This is a genomic window from Methylobacterium sp. CM6257, assembly GCF_054611515.1.
The window spans coordinates 301,994-325,549 of record NZ_CM137735.1; the positions used below are offsets into that span (position 1 = coordinate 301,994).

The window sequence follows — 23,556 nt, forward strand, 5'->3', positions numbered from 1 at the left end:
ACAAGCCAGACAATCACAAGTAAAAGTGGCGGCCTCGTGGCAGTTCTGCGTCTCAGGCGAGCCAACACGTCGTTCACGTCCGATATCCCAGATGCCCGATGTCGAAGGAGACCCTATACGGTCGAGAACCGCTCCTGGTTCCGCCGCGTCGAGCTCATATCCTTCAAGAAATTGTCAATGCCGTATGACCTCGCGTCAATTCCGAGGTCCTTGTCAGGAGGCCGCTTGGAAGCGGTGACGCTTCAGCCGTATTCTTGAATTTGACGGGGGTAGGAGCGGAAATGGCCGCCATTGACTGTCTTGCATTGTAGATAATTTCGGAACGACTGTTCCGGATCCTTCGTATATAGACCAATTTTCGAGTTTGACGGCGTGATCGAACGCGCGTGGCATGATGCCGCGACTGCCGCCGAGACCGGCCACCGGCGTGAAGACCGGGACCTCGGATCTTCACCCGGCCGCTATATGGTCGCTCAACGGCTGGTCTTGGGAGCGTCGAACACCGGCATCGCAATCGGGCGGACTCAAAGACAGCCCGGACTGTCCGCGCGAAAAATGGGCCCAGGCCGCCCGAACGGCCTGGGCCTCTGCCACCGGCAATGTCCGCCCGGGTGCGGGGCTCTCAGGTGTCCGCGAAGATGTCGCGGTCCTTGGTCTCCGGTACGAAGAGAACGCCGATGATCACCGTCGCGACCGCGATCACGATCGGGTACCAGAGTCCGAAATAGATATCACCGGTCTGCGCCACCATGGCGAAGGCGGTGGCCGGCAGCAGGCCGCCGAACCAGCCGTTGCCGATGTGATAGGGCAGCGACATCGAGGTGTAGCGGATCCGGGTCGGGAACAGCTCCACCAGCATCGCGGCGATCGGGCCGTAGACCATCGTGACGAACAGCACGAGGATGAACAGCAGACCGATCACCTGAGCGACCTGCGGCCGGAAGATGTCGAACGGGTTCGCCATCTTCACGATCTCGGGGTCGCCGGCCTTCGGATAGCCGGCCGCCTGGAGTGCGGCCGTCGTCGCCTTGTTGGCCTCGGCCGTGCCGCCCTGCGGGTACGGGATCTCGGTGTCGTTGATCCGGATCGTGGTGGGCTGTCCGACGGCGCCGGGAACGGTGGTGTACCGCACCGACGATTTCGACAGGAAGTCGCGGGCGAGGTCGCAGGGCGCCGAGAAGACCCGGGTGCCGACCGGGTTGAACAGGTTTCCGCAGCCGGCCGGATCAGCCGTGACAGTCACCTTCACGTTCTCGATCGCCGCCTCGAGCTTCGGATTGGCCGCGGAGGTGATGCTCTTGAAGATCGGGAAGAACGTCGCCGCCGCGATGGCGCAGCCTGCCAGGATGATGACCTTGCGGCCGATCTTGTCGGACAGCCAGCCGAAAACCACGAAGAAGCCGGTGCCCAGGAGAAGCGACCACGCGATCAAAAGGTTGGCGGTGTAGCCGTCGACCTTGAGGATCGATTGCAGGAAGAACAGCGCGTAGAACTGCCCCGTGTACCAGACGACGCCCTGGCCCGCGACGAGGCCGAACAGGGCGATCACCGCGAACTTCGCGTTGCGCCACTGGCCGAACGCCTCGGTGAGGGGTGCTTTGGAGGTCTTGCCCTCCTCCTTCATCCTCTTGAAGGCTGGCGACTCGGACAGTTGCAGGCGGATCCAGACGGACACGCCGAGTAGCAGCACCGAGACCAGGAACGGGATGCGCCAGCCCCATTCGGCGAAGGCCGCCTCGCCCGTGAAGGTCCGGGTCGCCAGGATCACCAGCAGCGACAGGAACAGGCCCAGCGTCGCGGTGGTCTGGATCCAGCTCGTGTAGAATCCGCGCCGGCCGTTGGGGGCGTGCTCGGCCACATAGGTCGCCGCGCCGCCGTACTCGCCGCCGAGCGCGAGGCCCTGGGCAAGCCGCAGGACGATCAGGATGATCGGCGCCGCGATCCCGATCGTGGCGGCGTTGGGCAGCACGCCGACGATGAAGGTCGACAGACCCATGATCAGGATCGTGACCAGGAAGGTGTATTTGCGCCCGACGAGATCGCCGATGCGGCCGAAGACCAGCGCGCCGAACGGCCGGACGATGAACCCGGCCGCGAAGGCGAGTAACGCGAAGATGTCGCGCGTGGCCGGCGGATAGGCCGAGAAGAACTGCGCCCCGATGATCGCCGCCAGGGATCCGTAGAGATAGAAATCGTACCACTCGAACACGGTGCCGAGCGAGGACGCGAAGATCACCCGCTTCTCGGCGGAGCTCATCGGCCTTGCGGCCTCGCCCGCGCGCGGGACTGCACTTGCCACGGCCATTATCCGGTTCTCCCCAGGCGACGCTCGCAATCAGTCCGTTGATCGGACGAACCCTGCGCACAGCGCAGATCACCTATGCGTGATCGCAAGGGCGCGCCGGGTCAATCGGTAAAGCGATTGTGAAGCGCCTCATCAACATGGGGGATTGGGCTCAGCCGCGTTCAGGCGCGGCCTCGATCGCGCCGGTTGACTCGGCCCTGAATCTCGTCCTGAGGACGCTGCAGCGAGCTTCGAAGCGGTCCTCCAGGGACGACGCGGCCGGCTAGCGCCCTCTTTCGAGGCGAACACCTCTCGTCCGCTCTCAGGATGAGGAGGGCGGGTTGGAAATGGATGCCTGGAAGTCGCGATCCTGCAGCGCTGCAGGCCGTCGTTCGAAGCGCGCGAGAGCCCCTTTGGAGGACCAGAACGACGAAGGGCGCGGCTCCCGCCGCGCCCCTCATCCTCGTGCTTTGTCGGACTGTCAGTGGGCGTGTGCGGCCGCCGCCCCGATTCCGGTCTCGGAGCGCACGTACTGCGCTTCGAAGGCCGCGCGCTCACGCTGGGCCCGACGGGAATTGTCCATCAGCGACACGACCCAGATCGTCGCGAAGGCCAGCGGCATCGAGAACAGGGCCGGGTTGTCGTAGGGGAACAGGGGGGCCGGATTGCCCAGCGTCGTCACCCACACGGCCTTCGACAGCACCACCATGATCACCGCCGCGAGCAGGCCGACGAGGCCGCCGGCCAGCGCACCCCAGGTGGTGGTGCCCCGCCACAGGATCGACATGGCCAGCACCGGGAAGTTGCAGCTTGCGGCGACCGCGAAGGCGAGGCCGACCATGAAGGCGACGTTCTGGTTCTCGAACACGTAACCGAGGTAGATCGCCACGATGCCGATCACCACCGCCGAGATCTTCGACAGGTTGACCTCATGCTTCTCGGTGGTGCGCCCGCGGGCGATCACCTGGGCGTAGAGATCGTGGCTGATGGCCGAGGCACCCGCGAGCGTCAGGCCCGCCACCACCGCCAGGATGGTCGCAAACGCCACCGCGGAGATGAATCCGAGGAAGTACGGGCCGCCCACCGCGTTGGCGAGGTTGACCGCCACCATGTTGGTCCCGCCGATCATGTCCTTGAGCTTGTCGAAGGTGCCGGCGGCGCCGAGCTTGAAGTAGCTGGGATCCGACATCAGCAGGGCGATGCCGCCGAAGCCGATGATGAAGGTCAGGATGTAGAAGTAGCCGATCAGGCCGGTGGCGTAGAACACCGACTTGCGCGCGGCTTGCGCATCCGAGACCGTGAAGAAGCGCATCAGGATGTGCGGCAGGCCGGCCGTTCCGAACATCAGGCCGACGCCCAGCGAGATCGCCTCGACCGGGTTCGACACGAGACCGCCCGGCGCCATGATGGCGTCGCCTTTCGGATGGACCTGCACGGAGGCCGCGAACAGCGTCTCCGGGTTGAAGCCGTACTTGAACAGCACCGCGCCGGCCATGAAGGTCGCGCCGCCGAGGAGCAGGCAGGCCTTGATCACCTGCACCCAGGTGGTCGCCTTCATGCCGCCGAAGGCGACGTAGACGATCATCAGGACGCCGACGATGATCACCGCGTAAAGGTAGGGCAGTCCGAACAGGAGCTGGATCAGCTTACCCGCGCCGACCATCTGGGCGATCAGGTAGAAGGCCACCACCACGAGGGTGCCCACCGCCGAGATGATGCGGATCGCGGTCTGATCGAGGCGGAAACTCGCCACGTCCGCGAAGGTGAACTTGCCGAGGTTGCGCAGGCGCTCCGCGATCAGGAACAGCACGATCGGCCAGCCGACCAGGAAGCCCGTGGAATAGATCAGCCCGTCGAAGCCCGAGGTGTAGACGAGGCCGGAGATGCCCAGGAACGAGGCCGCCGACATGTAGTCGCCGGCGATCGCCAGCGAGTTGGTTCCGGCCGAGATGCCGCCGCCCGCCGCATAGAAGTCGGAGGCCGACTTGGTGCCCTTCGCGGCCCGGTAGGTGATGCCGAGCGTGAGCAGCACGAAGAACAGGAACATGAGGATCGCCGGCCAGTTCGTGGCCGATTGCTGCACGGCGCCGAGATCCGGGCCGGCGGCATAGGCCGCGCTCGCGACGATGGTGGCGAGCGTCAGGCCGAGGAGGAGGCGGTTCATCAGGCCACGCTCCGCTTGAGGGCGGCGCTCAGCGCGTCGAAGCGCGTGTTGGCGCGGGCCACGTAGATGCCGGTCAACGCGAAGGCGAACAGGATCACGAACACGCCCACGAACAGTCCAAGGGAGGCGGTGCCGCCGACCTTCACGGCGAGCAGCGACTTGTCGAAGGCGATCAGGCCGATGAAGCCGAAATAGACCACCAGCATCAGGAACGTGAGGGTCCAGGCGAACCGGGTGCGCTCGCCGACGAGCTGCTGGAATTCCGGAGTCCGGGCGATCCGCTCGGCCTGCGGATCGAGGTCCGTGCCGGTCGTGCGTGTTCCCGGGGGCGTTGCGCCCCTTCGAAGGCCGAGTGTCGTGCCGCTCATGGCGTCTTCCTCCCGCGAGGGCTCTCCGGCCCTCCGGTTCATCGTGTTGGGGCTTGTGGTTCTTGTTGGGGGCGGGCACCGCACCGGCATCCGCCTCGTCAGGATCCGTCCCGGGGTCGCCGGTACGGCGACCCCGTGCCGATCAGGCCCGGTTCTGCCGGTTCTCGATCAGGTCGTCGACGACGGCCGGCTCGGCCAACGTCGAGGTATCGCCGAGCGAGCTGAAATCGTCCTCGGCGATCTTGCGCAGGATGCGGCGCATGATCTTGCCGGACCGGGTCTTGGGCAGACCGGGCGCGAACTGGATCAGGTCGGGCGAGGCGATCGGACCGATATCCTTGCGGACCCAGGTCACGAGCTCCTTGCGCAGCGCGTCGGTGCCCTCTTCGCCTTCGTTGAGGGTGACGTAGGCGTAAATGCCCTGTCCCTTCACGTTGTGCGGGTAACCCACCACCGCGGCCTCGGCCACCTTCGGATGCGCCACCAGCGAGGATTCCACCTCCGCGGTGCCCATGCGGTGACCGGAGACGTTGATCACGTCGTCGACGCGGCCGGTGATCCAGTAATAGCCGTCCGCGTCCCGCCGGGCGCCGTCGCCGGTGAAGTACTTGCCCGGATAGGTCGAGAAGTAGGTCTGCTCGAAGCGCTCGTGGTCGCCGTAGACCGTGCGCATCTGCCCGGGCCAGGAATCCGCGATACAGAGATTGCCCTCGCAGGGGCCCTGCAGCACCTTGCCCTCGGCATCGACCATCTCGGGCTTCACGCCGAAGAACGGCCGGGTCGCCGAGCCCGGCTTCAACGCGGTGGCGCCCGGGAGCGGGGTGATCAGGATGCCGCCGGTCTCGGTCTGCCACCACGTGTCGACGATGGAGCAGCGCTGCTCGCCGACCACGTTGTAGTACCATTCCCAGGCTTCCGGGTTGATCGGCTCGCCCACCGACCCGAGCACCCGCAGCGACTGCCGCGAGGTCTTCTTCACAGGCCCTTCGCCACCGCCCATCAGCGAGCGGATCGCGGTCGGCGCGGTGTAGAAGATGTTCACTTTGTGCTTGTCGATCACCTCCCAGAACCGGGAGCTCGACGGGTAGGTCGGGATGCCCTCGAACATCAGGGTCGTCGCGCCGTTGGCGAGCGGCCCGTAGACGATGTAGCTGTGGCCCGTGACCCAGCCGACATCGGCCGTGCACCAGTAGACGTCGCCCTCGCGGTAGTCGAACACGTACTGGTGGGTCATCGACGCATAGACGAGGTAGCCGCCCGTGGTGTGCACCACGCCCTTCGGCTGGCCGGTAGAGCCCGAAGTGTAGAGGATGAACAGCGGGTGCTCGGCCTCGACGGCCTCGGCGGGGCAATCGTCGGTCACCTGCTCGGCGGCTTCGTCGTAGTAGACGTCGCGGCCCGCCTCCATGTCGACGGTCCCGCCCGTGCGGCGGACCACGATGACGTGGTCGACGAGATCCGTGCCGATGCGCTTGATCGCCTCGTCGACATTGGCCTTCAGCGGAACCTTGCGGCCGCCGCGCAGGCCCTCGTCGGCGGTGATCACCACCTTCGAGCCGCAGCCCTGGATGCGCGAAGCGAGGGAGTCGGGCGAGAAGCCGCCGAACACGATCGCGTGGATCGCGCCGAGCCGGGCGCAGGCGAGCATCGCGTAGGCCGCCTCGGGGATCATCGGCATGTAGAGGGTCACGCGATCGCCCTTGCCGACGCCGCGGTTGCGCAGGACGTTGGCCATCCGGCACACCTGCGCGTGCAGCTCACGGTAGCTGATGTGCTTCGACTCGTCCGGGTTGTCGCCTTCCCAGATGATCGCGGTCTGGTCTCCGCGCGTCTCCAAGTGCCGATCAATGCAGTTGTAGGCGACGTTGGTCTTGCCGTCCTCGAACCACTTGATCGAGACCTTGCCGGGCTCGAAACTTGTGTTCTTGACCTTGGAGTACGGCGTCATCCAATCGATGCGCTTGCCGTGCTCGCCCCAGAAGGCGTTCGGATCGGCGACCGAAGCCTCGTACATCTCCCGATACTTGGCGTCGTCGACGTGAGCGCCCTCACGCCACGCAGCCTGCACCTCGATGACTTTGCCTTCCATGGCGTTCCATCCCTGCTTGGTGCCCGATCGTATCGCGGCGTGCGCCGCGCAGCCAGGACTTCCAAAGTAACGTAGCCTACATCTTACGATGACGATATCATCGCGTGCCCGCAGCCGCGGAAGCCAGATTCCCTGAATAAATTGGGCACAATGTAAGGAGGTGATTGAAGCCTCGGCGGTGCCCTGTCAAGCCGAGCTTGTCGAGCGGGAAGCCGGCAGAGGCATCCTGCTTATGAATACTTGAGGCGGCTGCGTGGGGCAGCATCGGTCGACGACGGTATGCAGCCTCTCGATGACCTCCGGCCTCACCCGCTCGCCGCGCGTCGCGTCGGCATGATGATCTCCACCAGCGTGCCGTCCTCCGCGCGCGCCGACAACTGGAGGCGCCCGCCATTGGCTTCCACGAGGGCGCGGGGCAGCGCAAGACCATCCTCGACGTTGCCCTGGGGGGCGTCCGCCCGCACCGCCGCCCCGGCTCCCGTGTCGCGCACCCTCAAGGCGACGGCGGCGCTGTCGGCTGAGCCGGTCGAGACGATGATCTGACCGCCGGCGACCGAGCGCCGGATCGCGTTCTCGATGACCAGGGAGGCGGCGCGGCTGACGGAGCGCTCGTCGGCCTCCAGCTCCGCGAGATCGGAGGAAAAACTCGTGCGCACGACGATCCGGCTGCGCGCCGCCTCGGCCTGAAGCCGCTCGACACATCCGGCCGCAACATCGTTGAGGGCGAGGGTTCGCGGCTCGAGCTGCAGGGAACCGGCCTCCACGGCGGCGAGGTCGAGGAGTTCTCCTACGCGCTCCAGCATCGTCTCGCCGGAGGATTTGATCTCGGCGATGCAGCCGCGATAGCGCGGGTCGCCCAGCGCCCCGAACGGCTCCTTCAGCATCGCGTCGGCCAGATGGATCATCCCGGTCAGGGGCTCGCGGAACGCGCGGTCCAGGCGCGCCAGGGCCATGCCGGCCGGGGAGGTCCGGCCCGCATCAGCCGGGGGCGCGGTTGCGACCTCGGTGGGCGCCGGATTCATGATCGCGACCCGGCGTCCGTCGGTTCGCGCCGCCGTCACGACGAGGGTCAGAGCCTTGCCGGCGAGGGAAACGGCGCGCGGCGCCTTGGCGGTCCCGCGCAGGATATCGGCGACCGCCAGCACGCTCTCCCGATCGAAGAGTGCGACGAAGCTGCCTCCGACGATCTCGCGGGGATCACACCCGAACAGACCGGCCGCGGCCCGGTTGAGCGCCACGATCCGACCGGCACCGTCGAGGGTGACGACCCCGGTCTCCAGGGCGTCGAGGGCCGCTTCGGCGCTGACCGCGCGTTCCGCCTGTGCCTCGCGGGCGAGGCGCTCCGCGGTGAGTGCGCCTGCAGAATCGTCCTCCAGGAGCGGGCGTACGAGCAGGCACACGGCGGGTTCACCCGCAAAGGTGAGGCGACCGCTCAGCGCCTCGACCGGTCGGGCGCGACCGTCGGCCGCTTCGACCGCGGTCCGCCGCGAGCCCGTGTCCTGCCCGGACGCATCCTGAAGGCCCCGGAACACCCGGCCTAGCCCGGCCTCGGCCAGGGCGGACAGGTCGGCATAGCCCGTCAGGTCCAGCAGGCCGCGATTCGCCGCCAGGATGGCGTCACCGCGGTGTATCAGCGCCGGCAAAGGCAGCCCGTCGAGGAATTCCGGAGAGGGCCGCGGAGCCGCTGCGGCTTCCGCCTCGCCCGGGTCCTGAGGCCCGGATTGCGGTCCGGGGAACGGCATGATGGCACCGCTCTCTGACCGCACCGCCGGCGCTTCGGGTTCCGTCTCGTCGCCGGCGTAGCGCGCTCCGAGGGCCCGAGCGATCTCACGGAAGGCGGCGTGCTCGTCGTTGGACAGCGAGGTCGCGGCCGGTTCCGGTTCGACGGGGTGCGGCTCGGCAGGCTCGGGAACGGCCGGGGTCGGCACCACCGAGACGACCGGCTCCGCGGGCGCATGCGGGCGGATTGGCGGCCAGCTTCGAATCAGGCCGAAGCCGCCGAAGCCCGAGAAGGCGGCCTCGCCCCGTCCGAGGGGGGCACCGGACAGTTCGACCTGAAATGGCCCGGTGCCGAAGTCGAGGGTCGCCGGCTCGCCGCGGAAGGTGCGCCGCTCGCGCAGCGCAGCCAGCATGGCGTCGGCCACGTGCCCGGACGCGGCGAGATCCTGCCAGCGCCGGCCGACGAGACCCGCAAGGACGTCCGGACCGGTGAGCGCGGTAAGCGTCCCGGCGGCATCGATGCGCCAGACAAATCGATCGTCTCTGTCCGAGGCTGCCGGGACAGGGGCCGGGTCCGGCGTCGGCAATTCCGTGGACGGCGCGGCAGAAGGCGCGGCCTTTACCCGGCGCAGCGTCACCGGCCCGGTGGGCATCACGAGGATGGCCGGCTCTCCCCCCTTCTGCCTTCCGCGGGCCAGCCAGCAGAGCACGGGCGGCGCGAGCCGGTGCGAGTCGAGGCGCAGGCGGGCGAGTCGCGGGGCGCCGTCGTTCGGAAGAGCGGACGCGATCTGCCGGCACAGGTCGGCGAGCCCGGAATCGGTCAAAGTGTCCGAGAGCGCGCGCGCCCTCGGGGAGGCATGAAGGATCCGCGCCTCCGCAGGGTCGACGACCAAGTGGATGGAAGTGGGATCGGACAGCGCGGCCGTGAGGCTCGGGTGCCGTGCCCAGCCCGCGAAGGCTGTGGCGAGCCCGGTCTCGGCGGCTCCGGCGGTCGATGTCAGTGTCGTCTCCAAAGCCCGCGACCTCGAACGCACGCGCGATCTCTCGTTTCCCGACCCGTTTGCCTGAGAAACGCGCGCGACCGTAGCCCTATTGTAAACTCCTGCGCACCGCGACGCTGGACTCTGGCGGCAACCGTCACACGTTTACGCTATGTCAACCTTAACGCCGGTGGCGCGGGTGGCATATGGCGGCGAATCGGTTATTTTGCACCGCACAAAGCGCCATCCACAGATCAAAATGAGAGGAGACGATACATGAGTAACACCCCGAACTACGAAGTTCCGGCCGAGATGCGCGATCTCGCCGAGAAGAGTGTCGAGCAGGCCCGCAAGGCGTTCGACAGCTTCATCGGCGCGGCCCGCCGCACCGCCGATACCGTTCAGGGCTCGGCCGAGCTGGCGCGCTCCAACGCGCTCGACGTCTCCTCGCGCGGCTTCGAATATGCCGAGCAGAACGTGAACGCCGCCTTCGACCTCGCGCAGAAGCTCGTCCGTTCGAAGGACATGCAGGAGGCGATGCAGCATCAGGCTGAGTTCGTGCGCAGCCAGTTCGCCGCGATCCAGGCGCAGGCGAAGGAGTTCAGCGGCCTCGCCCAGAGCGCGATGCAGCAGGGGGCCGAGCGGGCCAAGTCGGCCATGCAGCAGGGTGCCGATGAGGCGCGCAAGGCGATGGAGCAGGGCCAGGATGCGGCTAAGCAGGCGGCGCAGAACGCGCAGGATGCCGCCGAGCGCGCGACGCACTGAAGCATTCCGTCACGCGTCGGGTTGCGGCCCGCTCCCGGACCCGGGGGCGGGCCGTCTCGTTTTCGCCCCCATTGCCGCTAAGAGCCGCCGGGTGGGCGGAATTTGTCCGCGCCGAGCGAAGGGTTCAGCGATGCGCCTCACTGTCCATGGCCGATCCGGCCTGTGTGCTCCACTCCGTCTGACGGTCGCGGTGCTGGCGCTGGCGACCGTGCTGCCGGGGACGGCGGCCCGGGCGCAGTATGTCGACGGTCCGGCTTACGGCGCGCCGCCGCCGGGCTACGAGGATCCGGGCTACGAGCGCGGCTACCGCCGGGCGCCGCGCCGGGTGGAGCGCACACCCGTCGGCTACAACTGCGACGCCGTGCAGCAGGGCATCACCGGGCCGAAGCCGTTCTCGTGCCCGCTTCCCGGTCCGCGCCCGCTCGGCGTCCGCTGCTTCTGCGATCTCCCGATCGCCTCCTTCAGCCCGCCGCAGACCGCAATCGGCCGCGTCGTGCCGTGATCTGAGCGCGGCCCGACACCGCGCGCGGCCGCGCCGCCCGGGAGGGACGACGCGGCCGGATACGTTCACACGGGCTCAGGACCGTGAAAGCCTGGCGGGCCGATCGAGCGCGCTCAGTTGAGGACCACGACCTTGGCGCCGACCTTCACGCGCTCGTAGAGGTCGGTGACATCCTCGTTGGTCATCCGGATGCAGCCCGAGGACACCGCCTGGCCGATCGTGTCCGGCTCGTTGGAACCGTGGATGCGGTACTCAGTGTGCCCGATATACATGGCGCGGGCGCCGAGCGGGTTCTCGATGCCGCCGGCCATGTAGCGCGGCAGGTCGGGACGGCGGGCGATCATGGCCTTCGGCGGAGTCCACGACGGCCACTCGCGCTTGGCGGTGATCGTGTTGGTGCCGCTCCAGCTGAAGCCCGGTCGGCCGACGCCGACGCCGTAGCGGAGCGCCTGGCCGTTGCCCAGCACGTAATACAAGCGGCGCTCCGAGGTCGAGACCACGATCGTGCCCGGAGCGTAGCGCCCATTGAACGCCACGACCTCGCGGGGGATCGGCTGGACCTGAGCCTGCGGGGCGGCCTGGACGCCTTGGCCGTAACCGGGGGCGTAAGTGCCCTGGTAACCGTACTGCCCCTGATCGGAGTAGTATTCGTCGGCGCTGTCTGAGCCAAAGGGATCGTACGACGAAGCTGCGAGCGCCGGTGTGGCGGCAAGAACAGCCACGCCGAGGAGCGCGGCGAGTGCGGTGACCCTGGTCTTCATGAGTGGCCTACCTGTGCAATAACCTTTGCCATTACAAGCGTGAGCATAGGCAGGCAGTTCCACGCGCCGTCAGACATTTTGTTGTACGGCGGAATACGCAGGCCGGTTCGTCCGTGCCGAGGGGCGGCCGGTCGTCCCCGGCCGAGAACATCAGCTGATCTCGTCGTTGTGGACGTCGAATCGCGCAAGATGCGCGTAGCCGAAGTTCGTCGCGATCGCGCAGTCGGTTGCATCGCGGCCGCGGGCCATGACGATGCGGCCGATGCGCGGCCGGTTGTGCCGAGCGTCGAACGTGTACCAGCGCGCCCCCTCCGGCCCGTCGAGATAGACCTCGAACCACGCGGAAAAATCCATCGGCGCCGGGTCCTTCGGCACGCCGATATCGCCGAGATAACCGGTGGCGTAGCGGGCCGGAATGTTCATGCAGCGGCAGAACGTGATCGCCAGATGCGCAAAGTCCCGGCACACGCCTTCGCGCTGCATGAACGCGTCGTGCGCGGTGCGGGTGGCATCGGCCCGCTGGTAGTCGAACCGGATCCGCTCGTGCGTGTAGTCGACGATCGCCTGGACCCGCGCCCAGCCCTCCGGCGTGCCGCCAAACAGCGACCAGGCCGTCGGCGAGAGCTTGTCGGTGTCGCAATAGCGCGAGCCCAGCAGGTAGACCATCGCGGCGTCGGGCAGGTCTTGGACCGGGATCTGGCCGGCGTCCGGATCGGTCGTGTCCGGCAGGCCGCTATCGGCGACCGTGAAATCGGCCGAGATCGCGAGCCGGCCCGGCGGCGCGACGATGCGGTGGCAGATGTTGTCGTACACGTCGCGGTATTCGCGCACCGGGACCGGCGGATCGAAGCCGAGCACGTGCGGCGTCAGCACGTCGTCCAGCCGGGAGGGATGAACGCTCAGCATCAGGACCATCGGGGTCGGCTGGGAGAGCGTGAAGGCAATGTCGAAACCTGTCTTGATCTTCATCGCGGCCACCTCACTCTGTCGCCACTCGCGCGGGGTCGCCACGCACGCTCGCATCGGGTCCGGGGCTCACCGCTCCGGGGATGGCGGGCGGCCCTGAGAGTCCCGTGTGATGATCCCATTCACGGGCAACTCGACCACGTCGACCTCGACGCGCATGCCGAGGTCGTCACTGGCCAGGCCGAAAAAGGAGCCGTGCAGCGGCACGGCCTGCGCGGGATCGCGTGTGACGGCCACGCGGATCAGGTCGCGGTTGCCGACGATCCCGTTGGTCGGATCGAACTCGACCCAGCCGGCGCCCGGCAGGTAGACTTGCAGCCAGGCATGGGTGGATCCGCCACCCACATGGCGGGCGCGGTCGTTCCGGGGATTGTAGAGGTAGCCGGAGACGAACCGGGCGGCCATGCCCAGGGCCCGCACACCCTCCATCATCAGGACCGCGAAGTCGCGGCAGGAGCCGAGCTTGCTGCGCAGGGTGGTCAGCGGATCCTGCACCCCCTTCTCGGAGCGGGCCAAATAGGTGAAGTTGGCGCGCACGCTGCGCGTCATGTCGGCGAGCAGGTCCTGCGTCGGAATGCGCCCGTGCGCCGGCAGGAAGCCGCGCGCCCAGGTATCGACCTCATGCCGCGGGTCCGGCCATTGGCGCTCGATGGAGCGGGCGAGGTCCGGCGTGTCCTCGGCGCCGTAGCCGAACGGGTAATGGGTCGCGTGCGGGGCTAGGGGGAAGACGGGTGCATGCTCGGGCGTGTGCTCGAGCGTGATGCCGCAGGCGAAGGTGAGGGCTTCCGCCCGGGTGTCGAAGGTCGTCACCGCGACGCAGTTGCCGAAGACATCGAACATCCAGCGCAGGGAGGCCGGCTCGGGCGCGATGTCGAGCGTCGCCTCGATCAGGCGCTGGTCGTAGCTGTCCCGCGGCCGAAACATGATCCGGTGCTCGCCGAAGGCGACCGGACGCCGGTACCGGTAAACCGTACGGTGGCGGACGGACAGGATCGGCAAATGCTGGGGCTCCGGGCTCGCACCGACGCGCGCATCGGTGATGCAAGGGCCGGGCCCTTCGTGATCCGATGCTGCACGCCTGCGGCGCCCCGGAATAACGGCGGCGATTGTTCGAGTAGACGTGGACCGCCGTCAGAGAACCGGCGGCGGCGGTTCGGCGGCGGCACGCTCGGCCTCGACCAACACGTCGAGGGGGCGCCACGGCTTGGCGATGAAAACCGCCTCCCGCGGAAGGTCGGGGCGGGGCAGACCGTGGCCCGACGTGACCACGAGCCGGGCCCGCGGCCACAGGGTCGCCACTGCCCGGGCGAGCTGGAGCCCGTCCATCTGGCCGGCGAGCCGGACATCGGCGAAGACCAGAGCGACATCGCCGCCCCGCGCCTGCAGAACCGACAGGGCAGCCTCGGCGCTATCGCACCCCATGACGTCGAGTTCGGTCTCTTCGAGCAGGGTCTCCGCCAGGGCGCGGACCTCGGGATCGTCCTCGACCACGAGCGCGAGCCGCGGCTGCTCCTGGCCGGTCGCCGCGACGGCCGGCTCCCGCCGTGCCGGCGCTTCTGTCTCGGTCTGGCGAACGCGGCGTACCAGGGAAGCGAGGTGCTCCGGCACCCCCTCGGAGACAAGATCATCGTAGAACGACGCGAGTGTCCGACCGATCTGATCGAGCGGAATCCCCGGCGACAGCGTATCGGTGAGCGGCAAGGGTGCGCTCGTCTGGTGCTTTCTCAAGGACTCCCCCCGAAGTCGTCATGCGCGCCGGGCGAGGATGCGGCGCTTGGGGAGGAAAGTCGGCAACCCGCCGCTGGTTGCGCACCGGGTCGTCGATCGGGCGCGGCCTCGCCGACGCGTTACTGCGTCGCGGTCCCGGCGTCGGCGTCCGCGTAGGCCATGATGCCCGACACGGCGCGGACGTTCTGATAGCGCGATCCGCGCGTGCTCATCATCGCCTCGAACTTCTCGTGGACCTGGGCCACCGACAGGCTGAGGGGCTTGCGATGACGGCCCCGCCCGACGAAGCGTCCGGCCGCGAAGAAGATCGAGCGGTTGGCCCGGGCCGGGCCGGGCAGCAGGGCCGCGGCAGCGGCGGCCGGCTTGTTCACGACGTTGGCGAGGAACTCCTCGGCGTCGTCCGGACCGAGGAAGTGCGCGAGGTAGACCTCGCCGAGGGTCAGCTCGCGGCCGATGCGCAGGGCGATGCGGGCCGCATCGCGCTTGAGCATCTCGCCGGCCATCAGCGCCGAGAGATAGGGGTCGCGGCGCAGTTCCAGGACGCGCGCGCGCTCGGTCGGGTCGGTGATCACCGGCCGGTCGTTCGCGTCCGACGTGATCAGCGCGGCCTCCTTCTCCAGCCCGTACTTCGCGCCGAAGTCGCGCACCACACCGAGCCAGGTCCGCTCGATGAACTGGTAGAGGCCGGTGGCCGAGGAGGTCTTGGCCTGAACGGCGGTGACGAAGCTCGATTCCTTGTCGGCCACCGCCATCAGCAGCACCGGATCAGTCTGCACCGCCTGCGCGGCGCGCACGATCGTCTGGACGATGTGGCGCCGGATCTTCATCGGGCCGAATTCGAGGATGTCGTTCGGATCGCCGACCGCGCTCTCGGAGAGGAGGTAATCGTAGGACACCCGGTCGACCGTGTTGGAGCCGAGCTCGGTGTCGAGGTCGTGGACGGGGGCGAAGCTGGCCGCGGCGCGCAGAGGCGTCTGTTCCGGGGAATCGGCGAGAGCGACGGTATGGATGCGCGGGCGCGGCATCGGCATTTCGGTCGCGGCCTCCGCGGGGGACACCGCCGGCGACAATCCCACCTTGCCGAGGTCGACCCCGGACCCGATCAGCGTCGCGCTGATTCCGCCGGCGATCAGCGAGACGGTGAGCAGCGAGCGGAAGAGCGCCGGGCGGCTGCCATGGGTGCGGCCGAGCATGGGCTGGGCGGCGATGACATCGGCGTTGCCGGAGCCGAAATGGCCCGGCCGGGAGCCGGCCTTGCCCGTGATGGTCCTCGACGATCCGACCGTGCGGCCCTGCATCGTGTATCCGAATCCTCACGCGCCCTTGACGGCGCCACCTGTTCACCATCGCTTGACAGATGTGGCGACAACACGGCCGCGCTTGTGGCCGAGTTGCGGCATCCCGGGGAGATTTCAGGGCAGGCCGCCCGTGACTCGCGCGGGATCCCTCCTTAAGAGGGCGCCATGCGGGTGCTGCGCGGAAGACGCGCGGCGGCCCGGTCCCCGTGTGTCCTGCCAGAGTCAGCCCCGATGAGCGGCGTCAACGAGATCCGGTCGACCTTCCTCGACTACTTCGCCAAGGCGGGGCACGAGGTCGTGCCTTCCTCGAGCCTTGTGCCGAAGAACGATCCCACGCTGATGTTCACGAACGCCGGCATGGTGCAGTTCAAGAACGTCTTCACCGGCGTCGAGAAGCGCGCCTATGACCGGGCGACGACCGCGCAGAAATGCGTGCGGGCCGGCGGCAAGCACAACGACCTCGACAATGTCGGGTACACGGCGCGCCACCACACCTTCTTCGAGATGCTCGGCAACTTCTCGTTCGGCGACTACTTCAAGGACCGCGCGATCGAGCTGGCCTGGACGCTGATCACCAAGGAGTTCGGCCTCAAGCCCGACCGGCTCCTCGTCACCGTCTACGCCGACGACGACGAGGCCGCCGGCCTGTGGAAGAAGATCGCCGGCTTCCCGGACGAGAAGATCATCCGGATCGGGACCTCCGACAATTTCTGGCAGATGGGCGATACCGGCCCCTGCGGCCCGTGCTCGGAGATCTTCATCGACCAGGGCCCGGCGCTCCAGGGCGGCCCGCCCGGCTCCCCGGACGAGGACGGCGACCGGTTCCTGGAATTCTGGAACCTCGTGTTCATGCAGTACGAGCAGCTGGAGCCGGGTGTCCGCAACCCGCTGCCGCGGCCGTCGATCGATACCGGCATGGGCCTGGAGCGCATGGCGGCGATCCTCCAGGGCGTGCACTCGAACTACGACACCGACCTGTTCCGGGCGCTCATCGACGCCGTGGCGCACGCGGTATCGCGGGCCCCCGAGCCCGCCACGATGGCTTCCTACCGGGTGATCGCCGACCACCTGCGGGCCTCGTCGTTCCTGGTGGCCGACGGCGTACTGCCGGGCAACGAGGGCCGCGGCTACGTGCTGCGCCGGATCATGCGTCGCGCCATGCGCCACGCCGAGATCCTCGGCGCCCGCGAGCCTACCATGTACCGCCTCGTGCCGACCCTGGTGCGCGAGATGGGCCAGGCCTACCCGGAGCTGATGCGGGCCGAGAGCCTGATCGCCGAGACCCTGAAGCTGGAGGAGACTCGCTTCCGGCGCACCCTCGAGCGCGGCCTGTCGATCCTCGACGCCGAGAGTCGCGAGCTCAAGGAAGGCGACAAGCTGTCCGGAGAGACCGCCTTCACGCTGTACGACACCTACGGCTTCCCCCTCGACCTCACGCAGGACGCGCTGAAGGCCCGAGGCATCGGCGTCGACACCGACGCCTTCGCGGCGGCGATGCAGCGCCAGAAGCAGGCGGCCCGCGAAGCCTGGAAGGGCTCGGGCGAGGCGGCCACCGAGACGGTGTGGTTCGGCCTGCGCGAGCGCGTCGGCGCCACCGAGTTCCTGGGCTACGAGACCGAGACCGCCGAGGGCATCGTCACCGCGCTGCTGTGCGACGGCGCCGAGGTGCGGAGCCTGGAAGCCGGCCAGACCGGACTGGTTCTGGTCAACCAGACGCCGTTCTACGGGGAATCGGGCGGCCAGGTCGGCGATACCGGCCTGATCCTGGCGTCGGGCTTGCGGGCCCGGGTCACCGACACCCAGAAGAAGCTCGGCGACGTCTTCGTCCACCACGTGACCGTGGAGGAGGGGGTGCTGAGCCTCGACCAGCCGGTGGAGCTGAAGGTCGACCACGCGCGCCGCAAGGCGATCCGGGCCAATCACTCGGCCACCCACCTTCTGCACGAGGCCCTGCGGCAGGTGCTCGGCGATCACGTTGCCCAGAAGGGCTCGCTGGTGAGCCCCGATCGCCTGCGCTTCGATATCAGCCATCCGAAGCCGATCGAGGCGGGCGAACTGGCCCGGGTTGAGGACATCGCCAACGCGGTGCTGCTCCAGAACGCGCCGGTGGTGACCAAGCTCATGGCGGTGGACGACGCCATCGCGTCGGGCGCCCGGGCGCTTTTCGGCGAGAAGTACGGCGACGAGGTGCGGGTCGTCTCCATGGGGCTGCCGGTCGACGCCGGGGCCGAGCAGGGCCGGCTCAAGAACTTCTCGGTGGAGCTCTGCGGCGGCACCCATGCGGCGCGCACCGGCGATATCGGGGCGATCACCATCGTGGCTGAGAGCGCGGTGGGCGCCGGGGTCCGCCGGATCGAGGCGCTGACCGCCGATGCGGCCCGCCACCACCGCGCCGAGGAGGCCCGGACGCTGGCGGCGCTCGCCGGCATCCTCAAGGCCCCGGTCTCCGAAGCCCCCGACCGCCTCACGGCGCTGATGGAGGATCGGCGGCGGCTGGAACGCGAGCTGGCAGAGACGCGCCGCAAGCTCGCCATGGGCGGCGAGGGCGGCCCGGGTTCCGGCGGTCGCCAGACCGAGATCGCCGGAATCGCCTTCCGCCGCTCGGTGGTCGAGGGGCTCGACATGCGCGACCTCAAGCCGATCGTCGACGAGGAGAAGAAGCGCCTGGGCTCCGGTATCGTGGCGGTCGTCGGCGTGGGGCCGGACGGTAAGGCGGGCTTGGTCGTGGGTGTCACCGACGATCTGACGGCCCGTTACGACGCGGTCGGCCTTGTCCGGGCCGGCGCCGGTGCGCTCGGCGGGAAGGGCGGCGGCGGCCGCCGCGACATGGCGCAGGCCGGCGGGCCGAACGGTGCCGGAGCGGAAGCGGCCCTCGACGCCGTCGAGCAGGCCCTGACCGAGGCGGCCTGACGCGCTTTAGGGCCGCACCGTCGTCGGTGCGGCCTCATTCCGGGCTGTGTAGCCGCGACCGTCGTGATCGGGCGCCGTGGCTTACTTGTTGCCGCCGCCACCACCGCCGCCCTGCGGCGCGACCCGCGAGGGCTGGTTGGCGTTGCCGGCCGAGGCCGAGTCGTTGGAGATCGTGTCGGACGCCCGTCCCGTGGGCGAATAGGTGATCGCGGCATCGCCGCCGGTCGCGTTCGACTGCTGGCTCACCACGCCCGGAGCCCCCGGCGCCGCGACGACCGCGGTGCTGGTCGGCGTCTCGATGACCTGGGCTGTGGCGGGCGCGAGAGAGGCGAGGGCGAAGGTGGCGACGAGAAACGTACGAGTCATGACAATCCTTGTCGGTTGCTGACCCAGGCAACTTCGATGGTACACGATCGATCCTGCGATGTTGCGACGCAGCAATCGCGGTCGGCTTTTGCGGGCGCGTTCGGGTGTGCAGACTGAGCCCCGGTTCCGCTCAGTTGGCTCGCGTCCAAGTCTGCCGCTTGCAGAAGACACTCATCACGCAGCCGGAGACTTCGAGCGTGTTCGGACCCGTGAGGCGCATCGATCCGGAATAGGTCTTGCCGTCGTTGGGGTTGTAGAGCGAACCCGAATAGCTCGACCCATCGGGTTGGCGCGCATCGAGGATCTGCACACCCACGACGCTGCGGCTCCGCAGGGCCGGATCCGGGTTCTTCGCATCCAGTCCCTTGCCGGGCGCACTGACGATCGTCCCGCAGAAGCCGCCGCCGCAGGGCGCGATTCGGATGCGGGAGCTGCCCGTTTCCGTGATCCAGAGCCCTGCCGGATCGGCTGCCCGGGCGGCGCCGCCGAGAGCGCTCGCCGCGAGCACAGCAAGAACCATACGGCCGAGCCTGGAACGCATCCCTGATCCTCCTACCGATCGTGTCCGGTTTCACTTACCGCGACGCTTGAGGCAATGCGCTGCTCAAATAGGTTTCGGCCACCTCGCAGAAGGGCTGACCGGCCCCGGTCGACAGCACCGCGTCGACCTCGAACAGCGGATCGTCGGGACCGGGCTCCGCGCGTGGGATGCGGGAGCGGACCTCGACCGTGTTCCGCACCGGAGCGAGGGGGCGTACGACGCGGCCGAACGGCGTGCGGGTCCCGTCCAGCGTGGCGTTCATCTCGGCGGTGAGACGGGCCGGGACATACCAATTGTCCGCTTCCGACAGGACGCGGTTCCCGCAGGCGAGGCGGACCCGGCGATAGCGCACCGGCTCGTCCGGGCCGATCATCAGGCGCGCGCGCTGCGCGGCCGTCAAGGGCTTGTCGGCGACAGGCAGGCGCTCGGCGGAGAGGTGGGGATCGCCCGCGAGCTTGTGATCGGCGCACCAGCTCTCGAGGGCGAGTGTCGCGCTGTGCGAGGCCAGGATCCGGCTCCGAAGCGAGACGATCAGGGCCTGCCGCCCGTCGTTCTGTGGCGGCTCAGAGGCGGTTCCGTCTGCGAGGGAAGGCTCGGCCGCGAGGCCTCGCGACGCGCTCAAGGGATGCGCCACGAGGAACGCCGCCACACCGAGGCGGATCGCCCATCGGCCGGCCGCTCGGCCTGCGGCGCATTCTGAGGCTGATGATCGGCGTCCAAACAATAAATGCGAGATGATGTCGGCATGGCGAAAAGACCTTCCGGTGCGACACAGCATCTCGGACATGTCCTCCCGAATGAGGTTCCAGATTATCGTCGGCTACCGACGCGTCGAGGCTCGATAGAACGTGCCGGACGGGATGAGTCTTGCCTCGCCGGCCACGCGAGTCGGGGTCTATACAAGAAGCCTGGGCCGGTCGAGATGCTCTTGGCGCGTCAGCGGCCGTAGCGCGCTCTCCGCCGAAGCGGACGCCGGTTCGGCGAAAGAGAGCGCGTCAAAACAAGGGCTTCGAGCCACGCCCGACCGGCGGCAGGTCGGTGCAGATGCCGAGCGCGGCTTCCGCCGCCAGGCCGACCGTCTCGCCGAGCGTCGGGTGCGGATGGATCGTGCGGCCGATATCGGCGGCATCCGCCCCCATCTCGATGGCCAGCGCGATCTCGCCGAGCATATTGCCGGCGCTCGGGCCGACGATGGCACCCCCGACGATGCGCCTCGTCCCGGCATCGAAGAGCAGCTTGGTCAGGCCGTACTCGGCGCCATTGGCGATGGCCCGGCCCGAGGCGGCCCAGGGGAAGCGCGCCACCTCCACAGCCCGGCCGTCTGCCTTGGCGGCAGCCTCGGTCAGGCCGACCCAGGCAATCTCCGGATCGGTGTAGGCCACCGAGGGGATCACGGCGGCGTCAAAGCCGGCCCGGTGGCCGGCGGCCACCTCGGCGGCGACGTGGCCCTGGTGCACCGCCTTGTGAGCCAGCATCGGCTGCCCGACCAGATCGCCGATGGCGAGGATGTGTGGGACGTTCGAGCGCATCTGCGCGTCGACCGGCACGATGCCGCGCTCCACCATGACCCCAGCGGCCTCTAGCCCGAGATCCGCGCCGTTCGGGCGCCGGCCGGCCGCCTGGAGCACGAGGTCGTAGCTCCGCGGCTCTGCCTCACCCGCCAGGGTCACGGCGATGCCCTCCGGCGTGGCCGTCGCGGAGACGACTTCGGCCCCGGTCAGCAGGTGGTCGAAACGGTGGGCGTTGCGCTTGGTCCAGATCGCGACCAAGTCGCGGTCCACGCCCTCCAGCAGGTGCGGCAGGCGCTCGACCACGTCGACCCGGGCGCCGAGCGCACTGTATACAGTGGCCATTTCCAGGCCGATGATGCCGCCCCCGATCACCAGAAAGCGACCCGGCACGAAAGGCAGCTCCAGCGCGCCTGTCGAGTTCACGATGCGCGGATCCTCCGGCAGCATCGGCAACGCGACCGGAGAGGATCCGGCAGCCACGATGGCGCTGGTGAAGGTGACCGCCCGCTCGCCGCCTTCGTGGAGCTGTACCGAGACCGCATGCGCGCCGGTGAACCGCGCCGTGCCCCTCACGACCTCGACCTTGCGCTGACGCGCCATCTGGCCGAGCCCATCGGTGAGGCGGCGCACGGTTCCGGCCTTGAACGCCCGCAGCTTCTCGAGATCGACGGTCGGAGTGCCGAAGCTGATGCCATGGGCGGCCAGGCGGGTCGCCTCCTCGGTGACTGCGGCGACGTGGAGCAGCGCCTTGGACGGGATGCAGCCGACATTCAAGCACACGCCGCCCAGCGTGGCGTCGCGCTCGACCAGGATCACCCGCTGCCCGAGATCGGCAGCCCGGAACGCAGCCGAGTACCCGCCGGGGCCGCCGCCGATCACCAGCACGTCGCAGACCGCCTCCGCGCTCTCGCCGGTCGCGGGGAGAGCTGGCGCCCGAACCGGCGCGGCCACCGGTTCCTCGGTGGCCAGCCGGGCAACGAGCGTGCCGGCCGAGACGGTGTCGCCGAGGCCGACCAGCATCTCCACGAGACGTCCTGCAACCGGAGATGGGATGTCCAGGGTTGCCTTGTCGGATTCGACCACCAGCAGGGTCTGGTCGCGGGCGATCGCCTGGCCGGGGGTCACCGGGATCTCGATCACCGGTACGTCCAGATAATCCCCCAGGTCGGGAACGCGAATTTCGTGGGTCTCGGACATGTCTGGGGCCGTCACAGGAGGGCGCGGCGCAGGTCGGACAGGACCGAGGCCACGTGGCCGAGGAAGCGGGCTGCAGCGACGCCGTCCACCACACGGTGATCCCAGGACAGGCTCAGCGGCAGGATCAGACGCGGCTGGAAGGCCTTCCCGTCCCAGACCGCTTCCGTCCGCGACCGCGCCGCTCCCAGGATCGCCACCTCGGGCGCGTTGATGATGGGCGTGAAGCCGTCGCCGCCGATGCCGCCCAGTGACGAAACCGAGAAGCAGCCGCCCTGCATGTCGGAGCCCGGAAGAGTGCCGGCGCGGGCCTTCTCGGCCATCGCGGCCATATCGGTGGCGATCTCGATGAGGCCCTTGCGGTCGCAGTCGCGCACCACCGGCACCATCAGGCCCTTCGGCGTGTCCACCGCGAAGCCGATATGCACGTAATCCTTGAGGATGAGGTCGCCGCCGTCCAGGGAAGAATTGAACCGCGGATAGGCGCGGAGCGCCGAGGCCGCCGCCTTGATCAGGAAGGCCACCATGGTGACCTTCGCGGGCGGCGTGCGCACCTCCGTGTTGAGCCCGACGCGAAACGACTCGATCTCGGTGACGTCGGCCCGGTCGAAGTTCGTGACGTGCGGGATCATCAGCCAGTTGCGGCTGAGATTGGCCCCCGACATGGTCTGGATCCGCGAGAGCGGCTCGCGCCGGACCGGGCCGAATTTGGCGAAATCCACCTCCGGCCAGGGTGGCAGGTTGGCGCCGAAGCTGGAGGCGGCAGACGGCTGCCCAGCCGGCGCGCTGAGGGCCGCCTTCACGAAGGCATGCACGTCCTCGCGCAGGATCCGCCCCTTGGGGCCGGTGGCCGGAACCCGGTCCAGCGCCACGCCGAGCTCGCGTGCGAGCTGGCGGACGGAGGGACTGGCATGCACGTCGCTCCGGGTCGCAGGGAGCGGATCGGCCTGTGTCGGCTCCGACGGGACGCGACCGGCCCCCTCTCCCGAGCGGGAGAGGGTTGGGGTGAGGGGCGTGCCCTCTCCGGATGGTTCTCTGCCCTCAGCCTGTCCCTCCCCTGCTCGGGAGAGGGGACCTGCGCTCTGTTCGAAATCCGACGGCGCTGTGGCCGCGGTAGAAGCTTCCGTCGCCGGTGTGGTCCCGCCGCCCTCCGTTGGCTCCACCGTCAGGATCGGCGTCCCCTCCGACACCTTCGAACCCACCGAGACCAGCAGCTCCCGCACGATGCCGGCGATCGGGGAGGGGACCTCCATGGTCGCCTTGTCGGACTCGATGCTCAGGATCAGGTCGTCGACTGCGAGACGGTCGCCCGGCTTCACCAGGAGCTCGATGACCGGGACATCCCGGTAATCGCCGATATCCGGGAGGGCGATCTGCAGCGCGGCGCTCATGCGGGCGTGTTTCCGTGGT

Annotated in this window: 18 protein-coding genes; 3 read left to right on the plus strand and 15 right to left on the minus strand. The window is 68.7% G+C overall.

Annotation, left to right across the window (positions count from 1 at the left end):
- Nucleotides 1-622: 622 nt before the first annotated feature.
- The 5 genes from ACYCO6_RS01520 to ACYCO6_RS01540 form a co-directional block, all read right to left on the minus strand.
- The gene (locus ACYCO6_RS01520) at nucleotides 623-2,305 is read right to left on the minus strand and encodes an MFS transporter (protein WP_459768660.1); all 1,683 of its coding nucleotides are present in this window, start codon (nucleotides 2,303-2,305) and stop codon (nucleotides 623-625) included.
- Nucleotides 2,306-2,765: 460 nt separating this feature from the next.
- Nucleotides 2,766-4,448 (minus strand): cation acetate symporter, encoded by a 1,683-nt coding sequence (locus ACYCO6_RS01525; RefSeq protein WP_459768662.1) that lies wholly within the window; start codon nucleotides 4,446-4,448, stop codon nucleotides 2,766-2,768.
- Nucleotides 4,448-4,816, minus strand: coding sequence for a DUF485 domain-containing protein (locus ACYCO6_RS01530; protein WP_459768664.1), 369 nt, complete (start codon nucleotides 4,814-4,816; stop codon nucleotides 4,448-4,450). Before ACYCO6_RS01530 ends, ACYCO6_RS01525 begins: the two co-directional genes overlap by 1 nt.
- A gap of 142 nt (nucleotides 4,817-4,958) precedes the next feature.
- A complete protein-coding gene (acs, locus tag ACYCO6_RS01535) occupies nucleotides 4,959-6,905 on the minus strand; it encodes an acetate--CoA ligase (protein WP_459768666.1) in 1,947 nt (648 codons plus the stop codon).
- 305 nt (nucleotides 6,906-7,210) lie between these two features.
- A complete protein-coding gene (locus ACYCO6_RS01540) occupies nucleotides 7,211-9,658 on the minus strand; it encodes a PAS domain-containing protein (RefSeq protein ID WP_459768669.1) in 2,448 nt (815 codons plus the stop codon).
- Nucleotides 9,659-9,880: 222 nt separating this feature from the next.
- On the opposite strand from ACYCO6_RS01540, the gene ACYCO6_RS01545 reads away from it, so the two are divergent.
- Together ACYCO6_RS01545 and ACYCO6_RS01550 are read left to right on the plus strand one after the other, a co-directional pair.
- Nucleotides 9,881-10,369, plus strand: a complete 489-nt coding sequence (locus ACYCO6_RS01545) for a phasin (RefSeq protein ID WP_459768671.1) — start codon at nucleotides 9,881-9,883, stop codon at nucleotides 10,367-10,369.
- 130 nt (nucleotides 10,370-10,499) lie between these two features.
- Complete coding sequence (locus ACYCO6_RS01550; protein ID WP_459768673.1) at nucleotides 10,500-10,871, plus strand: hypothetical protein; 372 nt, start codon at nucleotides 10,500-10,502, stop codon at nucleotides 10,869-10,871.
- 113 nt (nucleotides 10,872-10,984) lie between these two features.
- Here the strand turns inward: ACYCO6_RS01550 and ACYCO6_RS01555 are convergent, their stop codons facing one another.
- From ACYCO6_RS01555 to ACYCO6_RS01575, 5 genes are all read right to left on the minus strand, one after another.
- Complete coding sequence (locus tag ACYCO6_RS01555) at nucleotides 10,985-11,632, minus strand: L,D-transpeptidase (protein ID WP_459768675.1); 648 nt, start codon at nucleotides 11,630-11,632, stop codon at nucleotides 10,985-10,987.
- Nucleotides 11,633-11,782: 150 nt separating this feature from the next.
- The gene (locus ACYCO6_RS01560; protein WP_459768677.1) at nucleotides 11,783-12,601 is read right to left on the minus strand and encodes a transglutaminase-like domain-containing protein; all 819 of its coding nucleotides are present in this window, start codon (nucleotides 12,599-12,601) and stop codon (nucleotides 11,783-11,785) included.
- A gap of 66 nt (nucleotides 12,602-12,667) precedes the next feature.
- On the minus strand, nucleotides 12,668-13,597 hold the full coding sequence (locus tag ACYCO6_RS01565; protein WP_459768679.1) for a transglutaminase family protein: 930 nt from the start codon (nucleotides 13,595-13,597) through the stop codon (nucleotides 12,668-12,670).
- Between the two features lie 132 nt (nucleotides 13,598-13,729).
- Entirely contained in the window at nucleotides 13,730-14,326 is a 597-nt protein-coding gene (locus ACYCO6_RS01570; protein ID WP_459768682.1) for a response regulator, read from the minus strand.
- A 119-nt stretch (nucleotides 14,327-14,445) separates the two neighbouring features.
- On the minus strand, nucleotides 14,446-15,624 hold the full coding sequence (locus tag ACYCO6_RS01575; RefSeq protein WP_459768684.1) for a transglycosylase SLT domain-containing protein: 1,179 nt from the start codon (nucleotides 15,622-15,624) through the stop codon (nucleotides 14,446-14,448).
- Nucleotides 15,625-15,855: 231 nt separating this feature from the next.
- On the opposite strand from ACYCO6_RS01575, the gene alaS reads away from it, so the two are divergent.
- A complete protein-coding gene (gene alaS / locus ACYCO6_RS01580; protein WP_459768686.1) occupies nucleotides 15,856-18,534 on the plus strand; it encodes an alanine--tRNA ligase in 2,679 nt (892 codons plus the stop codon).
- An 81-nt stretch (nucleotides 18,535-18,615) separates the two neighbouring features.
- On the opposite strand, the gene ACYCO6_RS01585 is transcribed toward alaS, so the two are convergent.
- The 5 genes from ACYCO6_RS01585 to ACYCO6_RS01605 all read right to left on the minus strand — a co-directional run bounded on the left by ACYCO6_RS01585 (nucleotide 18,616) and on the right by ACYCO6_RS01605 (nucleotide 23,537).
- A complete protein-coding gene (locus tag ACYCO6_RS01585) occupies nucleotides 18,616-18,900 on the minus strand; it encodes a hypothetical protein (RefSeq protein ID WP_459768689.1) in 285 nt (94 codons plus the stop codon).
- Nucleotides 18,901-19,030: 130 nt separating this feature from the next.
- Complete coding sequence (locus ACYCO6_RS01590; protein WP_459768691.1) at nucleotides 19,031-19,441, minus strand: DUF2147 domain-containing protein; 411 nt, start codon at nucleotides 19,439-19,441, stop codon at nucleotides 19,031-19,033.
- A 34-nt stretch (nucleotides 19,442-19,475) separates the two neighbouring features.
- The gene (locus ACYCO6_RS01595; RefSeq protein ID WP_459768693.1) at nucleotides 19,476-20,063 is read right to left on the minus strand and encodes a hypothetical protein; all 588 of its coding nucleotides are present in this window, start codon (nucleotides 20,061-20,063) and stop codon (nucleotides 19,476-19,478) included.
- Between the two features lie 373 nt (nucleotides 20,064-20,436).
- Nucleotides 20,437-22,149, minus strand: coding sequence for a dihydrolipoyl dehydrogenase (lpdA, locus tag ACYCO6_RS01600; protein ID WP_459768695.1), 1,713 nt, complete (start codon nucleotides 22,147-22,149; stop codon nucleotides 20,437-20,439).
- A gap of 11 nt (nucleotides 22,150-22,160) precedes the next feature.
- Complete coding sequence (locus ACYCO6_RS01605) at nucleotides 22,161-23,537, minus strand: 2-oxo acid dehydrogenase subunit E2 (RefSeq protein ID WP_459768697.1); 1,377 nt, start codon at nucleotides 23,535-23,537, stop codon at nucleotides 22,161-22,163.
- Nucleotides 23,538-23,556: the final 19 nt, after the last annotated feature.

Bases quoted from the DNA above. Each gene is read 5' to 3' on its own strand.
- ACYCO6_RS01520 (WP_459768660.1), bottom strand. From the start codon at position 2,305: ATGGCCGTGGCAAGTGCAGTCCCGCGCGCGGGCGAGGCCGCAAGGCCG.
- ACYCO6_RS01525 (WP_459768662.1), bottom strand. From the start codon at position 4,448: ATGAACCGCCTCCTCCTCGGCCTGACGCTCGCCACCATCGTCGCGAGC.
- ACYCO6_RS01530 (WP_459768664.1), bottom strand. From the start codon at position 4,816: ATGAGCGGCACGACACTCGGCCTTCGAAGGGGCGCAACGCCCCCGGGA.
- acs (WP_459768666.1), bottom strand. From the start codon at position 6,905: ATGGAAGGCAAAGTCATCGAGGTGCAGGCTGCGTGGCGTGAGGGCGCT.
- ACYCO6_RS01545 (WP_459768671.1), top strand. From the start codon at position 9,881: ATGAGTAACACCCCGAACTACGAAGTTCCGGCCGAGATGCGCGATCTC.
- ACYCO6_RS01550 (WP_459768673.1), top strand. From the start codon at position 10,500: ATGCGCCTCACTGTCCATGGCCGATCCGGCCTGTGTGCTCCACTCCGT.
- ACYCO6_RS01555 (WP_459768675.1), bottom strand. From the start codon at position 11,632: ATGAAGACCAGGGTCACCGCACTCGCCGCGCTCCTCGGCGTGGCTGTT.
- ACYCO6_RS01560 (WP_459768677.1), bottom strand. From the start codon at position 12,601: ATGAAGATCAAGACAGGTTTCGACATTGCCTTCACGCTCTCCCAGCCG.
- ACYCO6_RS01575 (WP_459768684.1), bottom strand. From the start codon at position 15,624: ATGCAGGGCCGCACGGTCGGATCGTCGAGGACCATCACGGGCAAGGCC.
- alaS (WP_459768686.1), top strand. From the start codon at position 15,856: ATGAGCGGCGTCAACGAGATCCGGTCGACCTTCCTCGACTACTTCGCC.
- ACYCO6_RS01585 (WP_459768689.1), bottom strand. From the start codon at position 18,900: ATGACTCGTACGTTTCTCGTCGCCACCTTCGCCCTCGCCTCTCTCGCG.
- ACYCO6_RS01590 (WP_459768691.1), bottom strand. From the start codon at position 19,441: ATGCGTTCCAGGCTCGGCCGTATGGTTCTTGCTGTGCTCGCGGCGAGC.
- lpdA (WP_459768695.1), bottom strand. From the start codon at position 22,149: ATGTCCGAGACCCACGAAATTCGCGTTCCCGACCTGGGGGATTATCTG.
- ACYCO6_RS01605 (WP_459768697.1), bottom strand. From the start codon at position 23,537: ATGAGCGCCGCGCTGCAGATCGCCCTCCCGGATATCGGCGATTACCGG.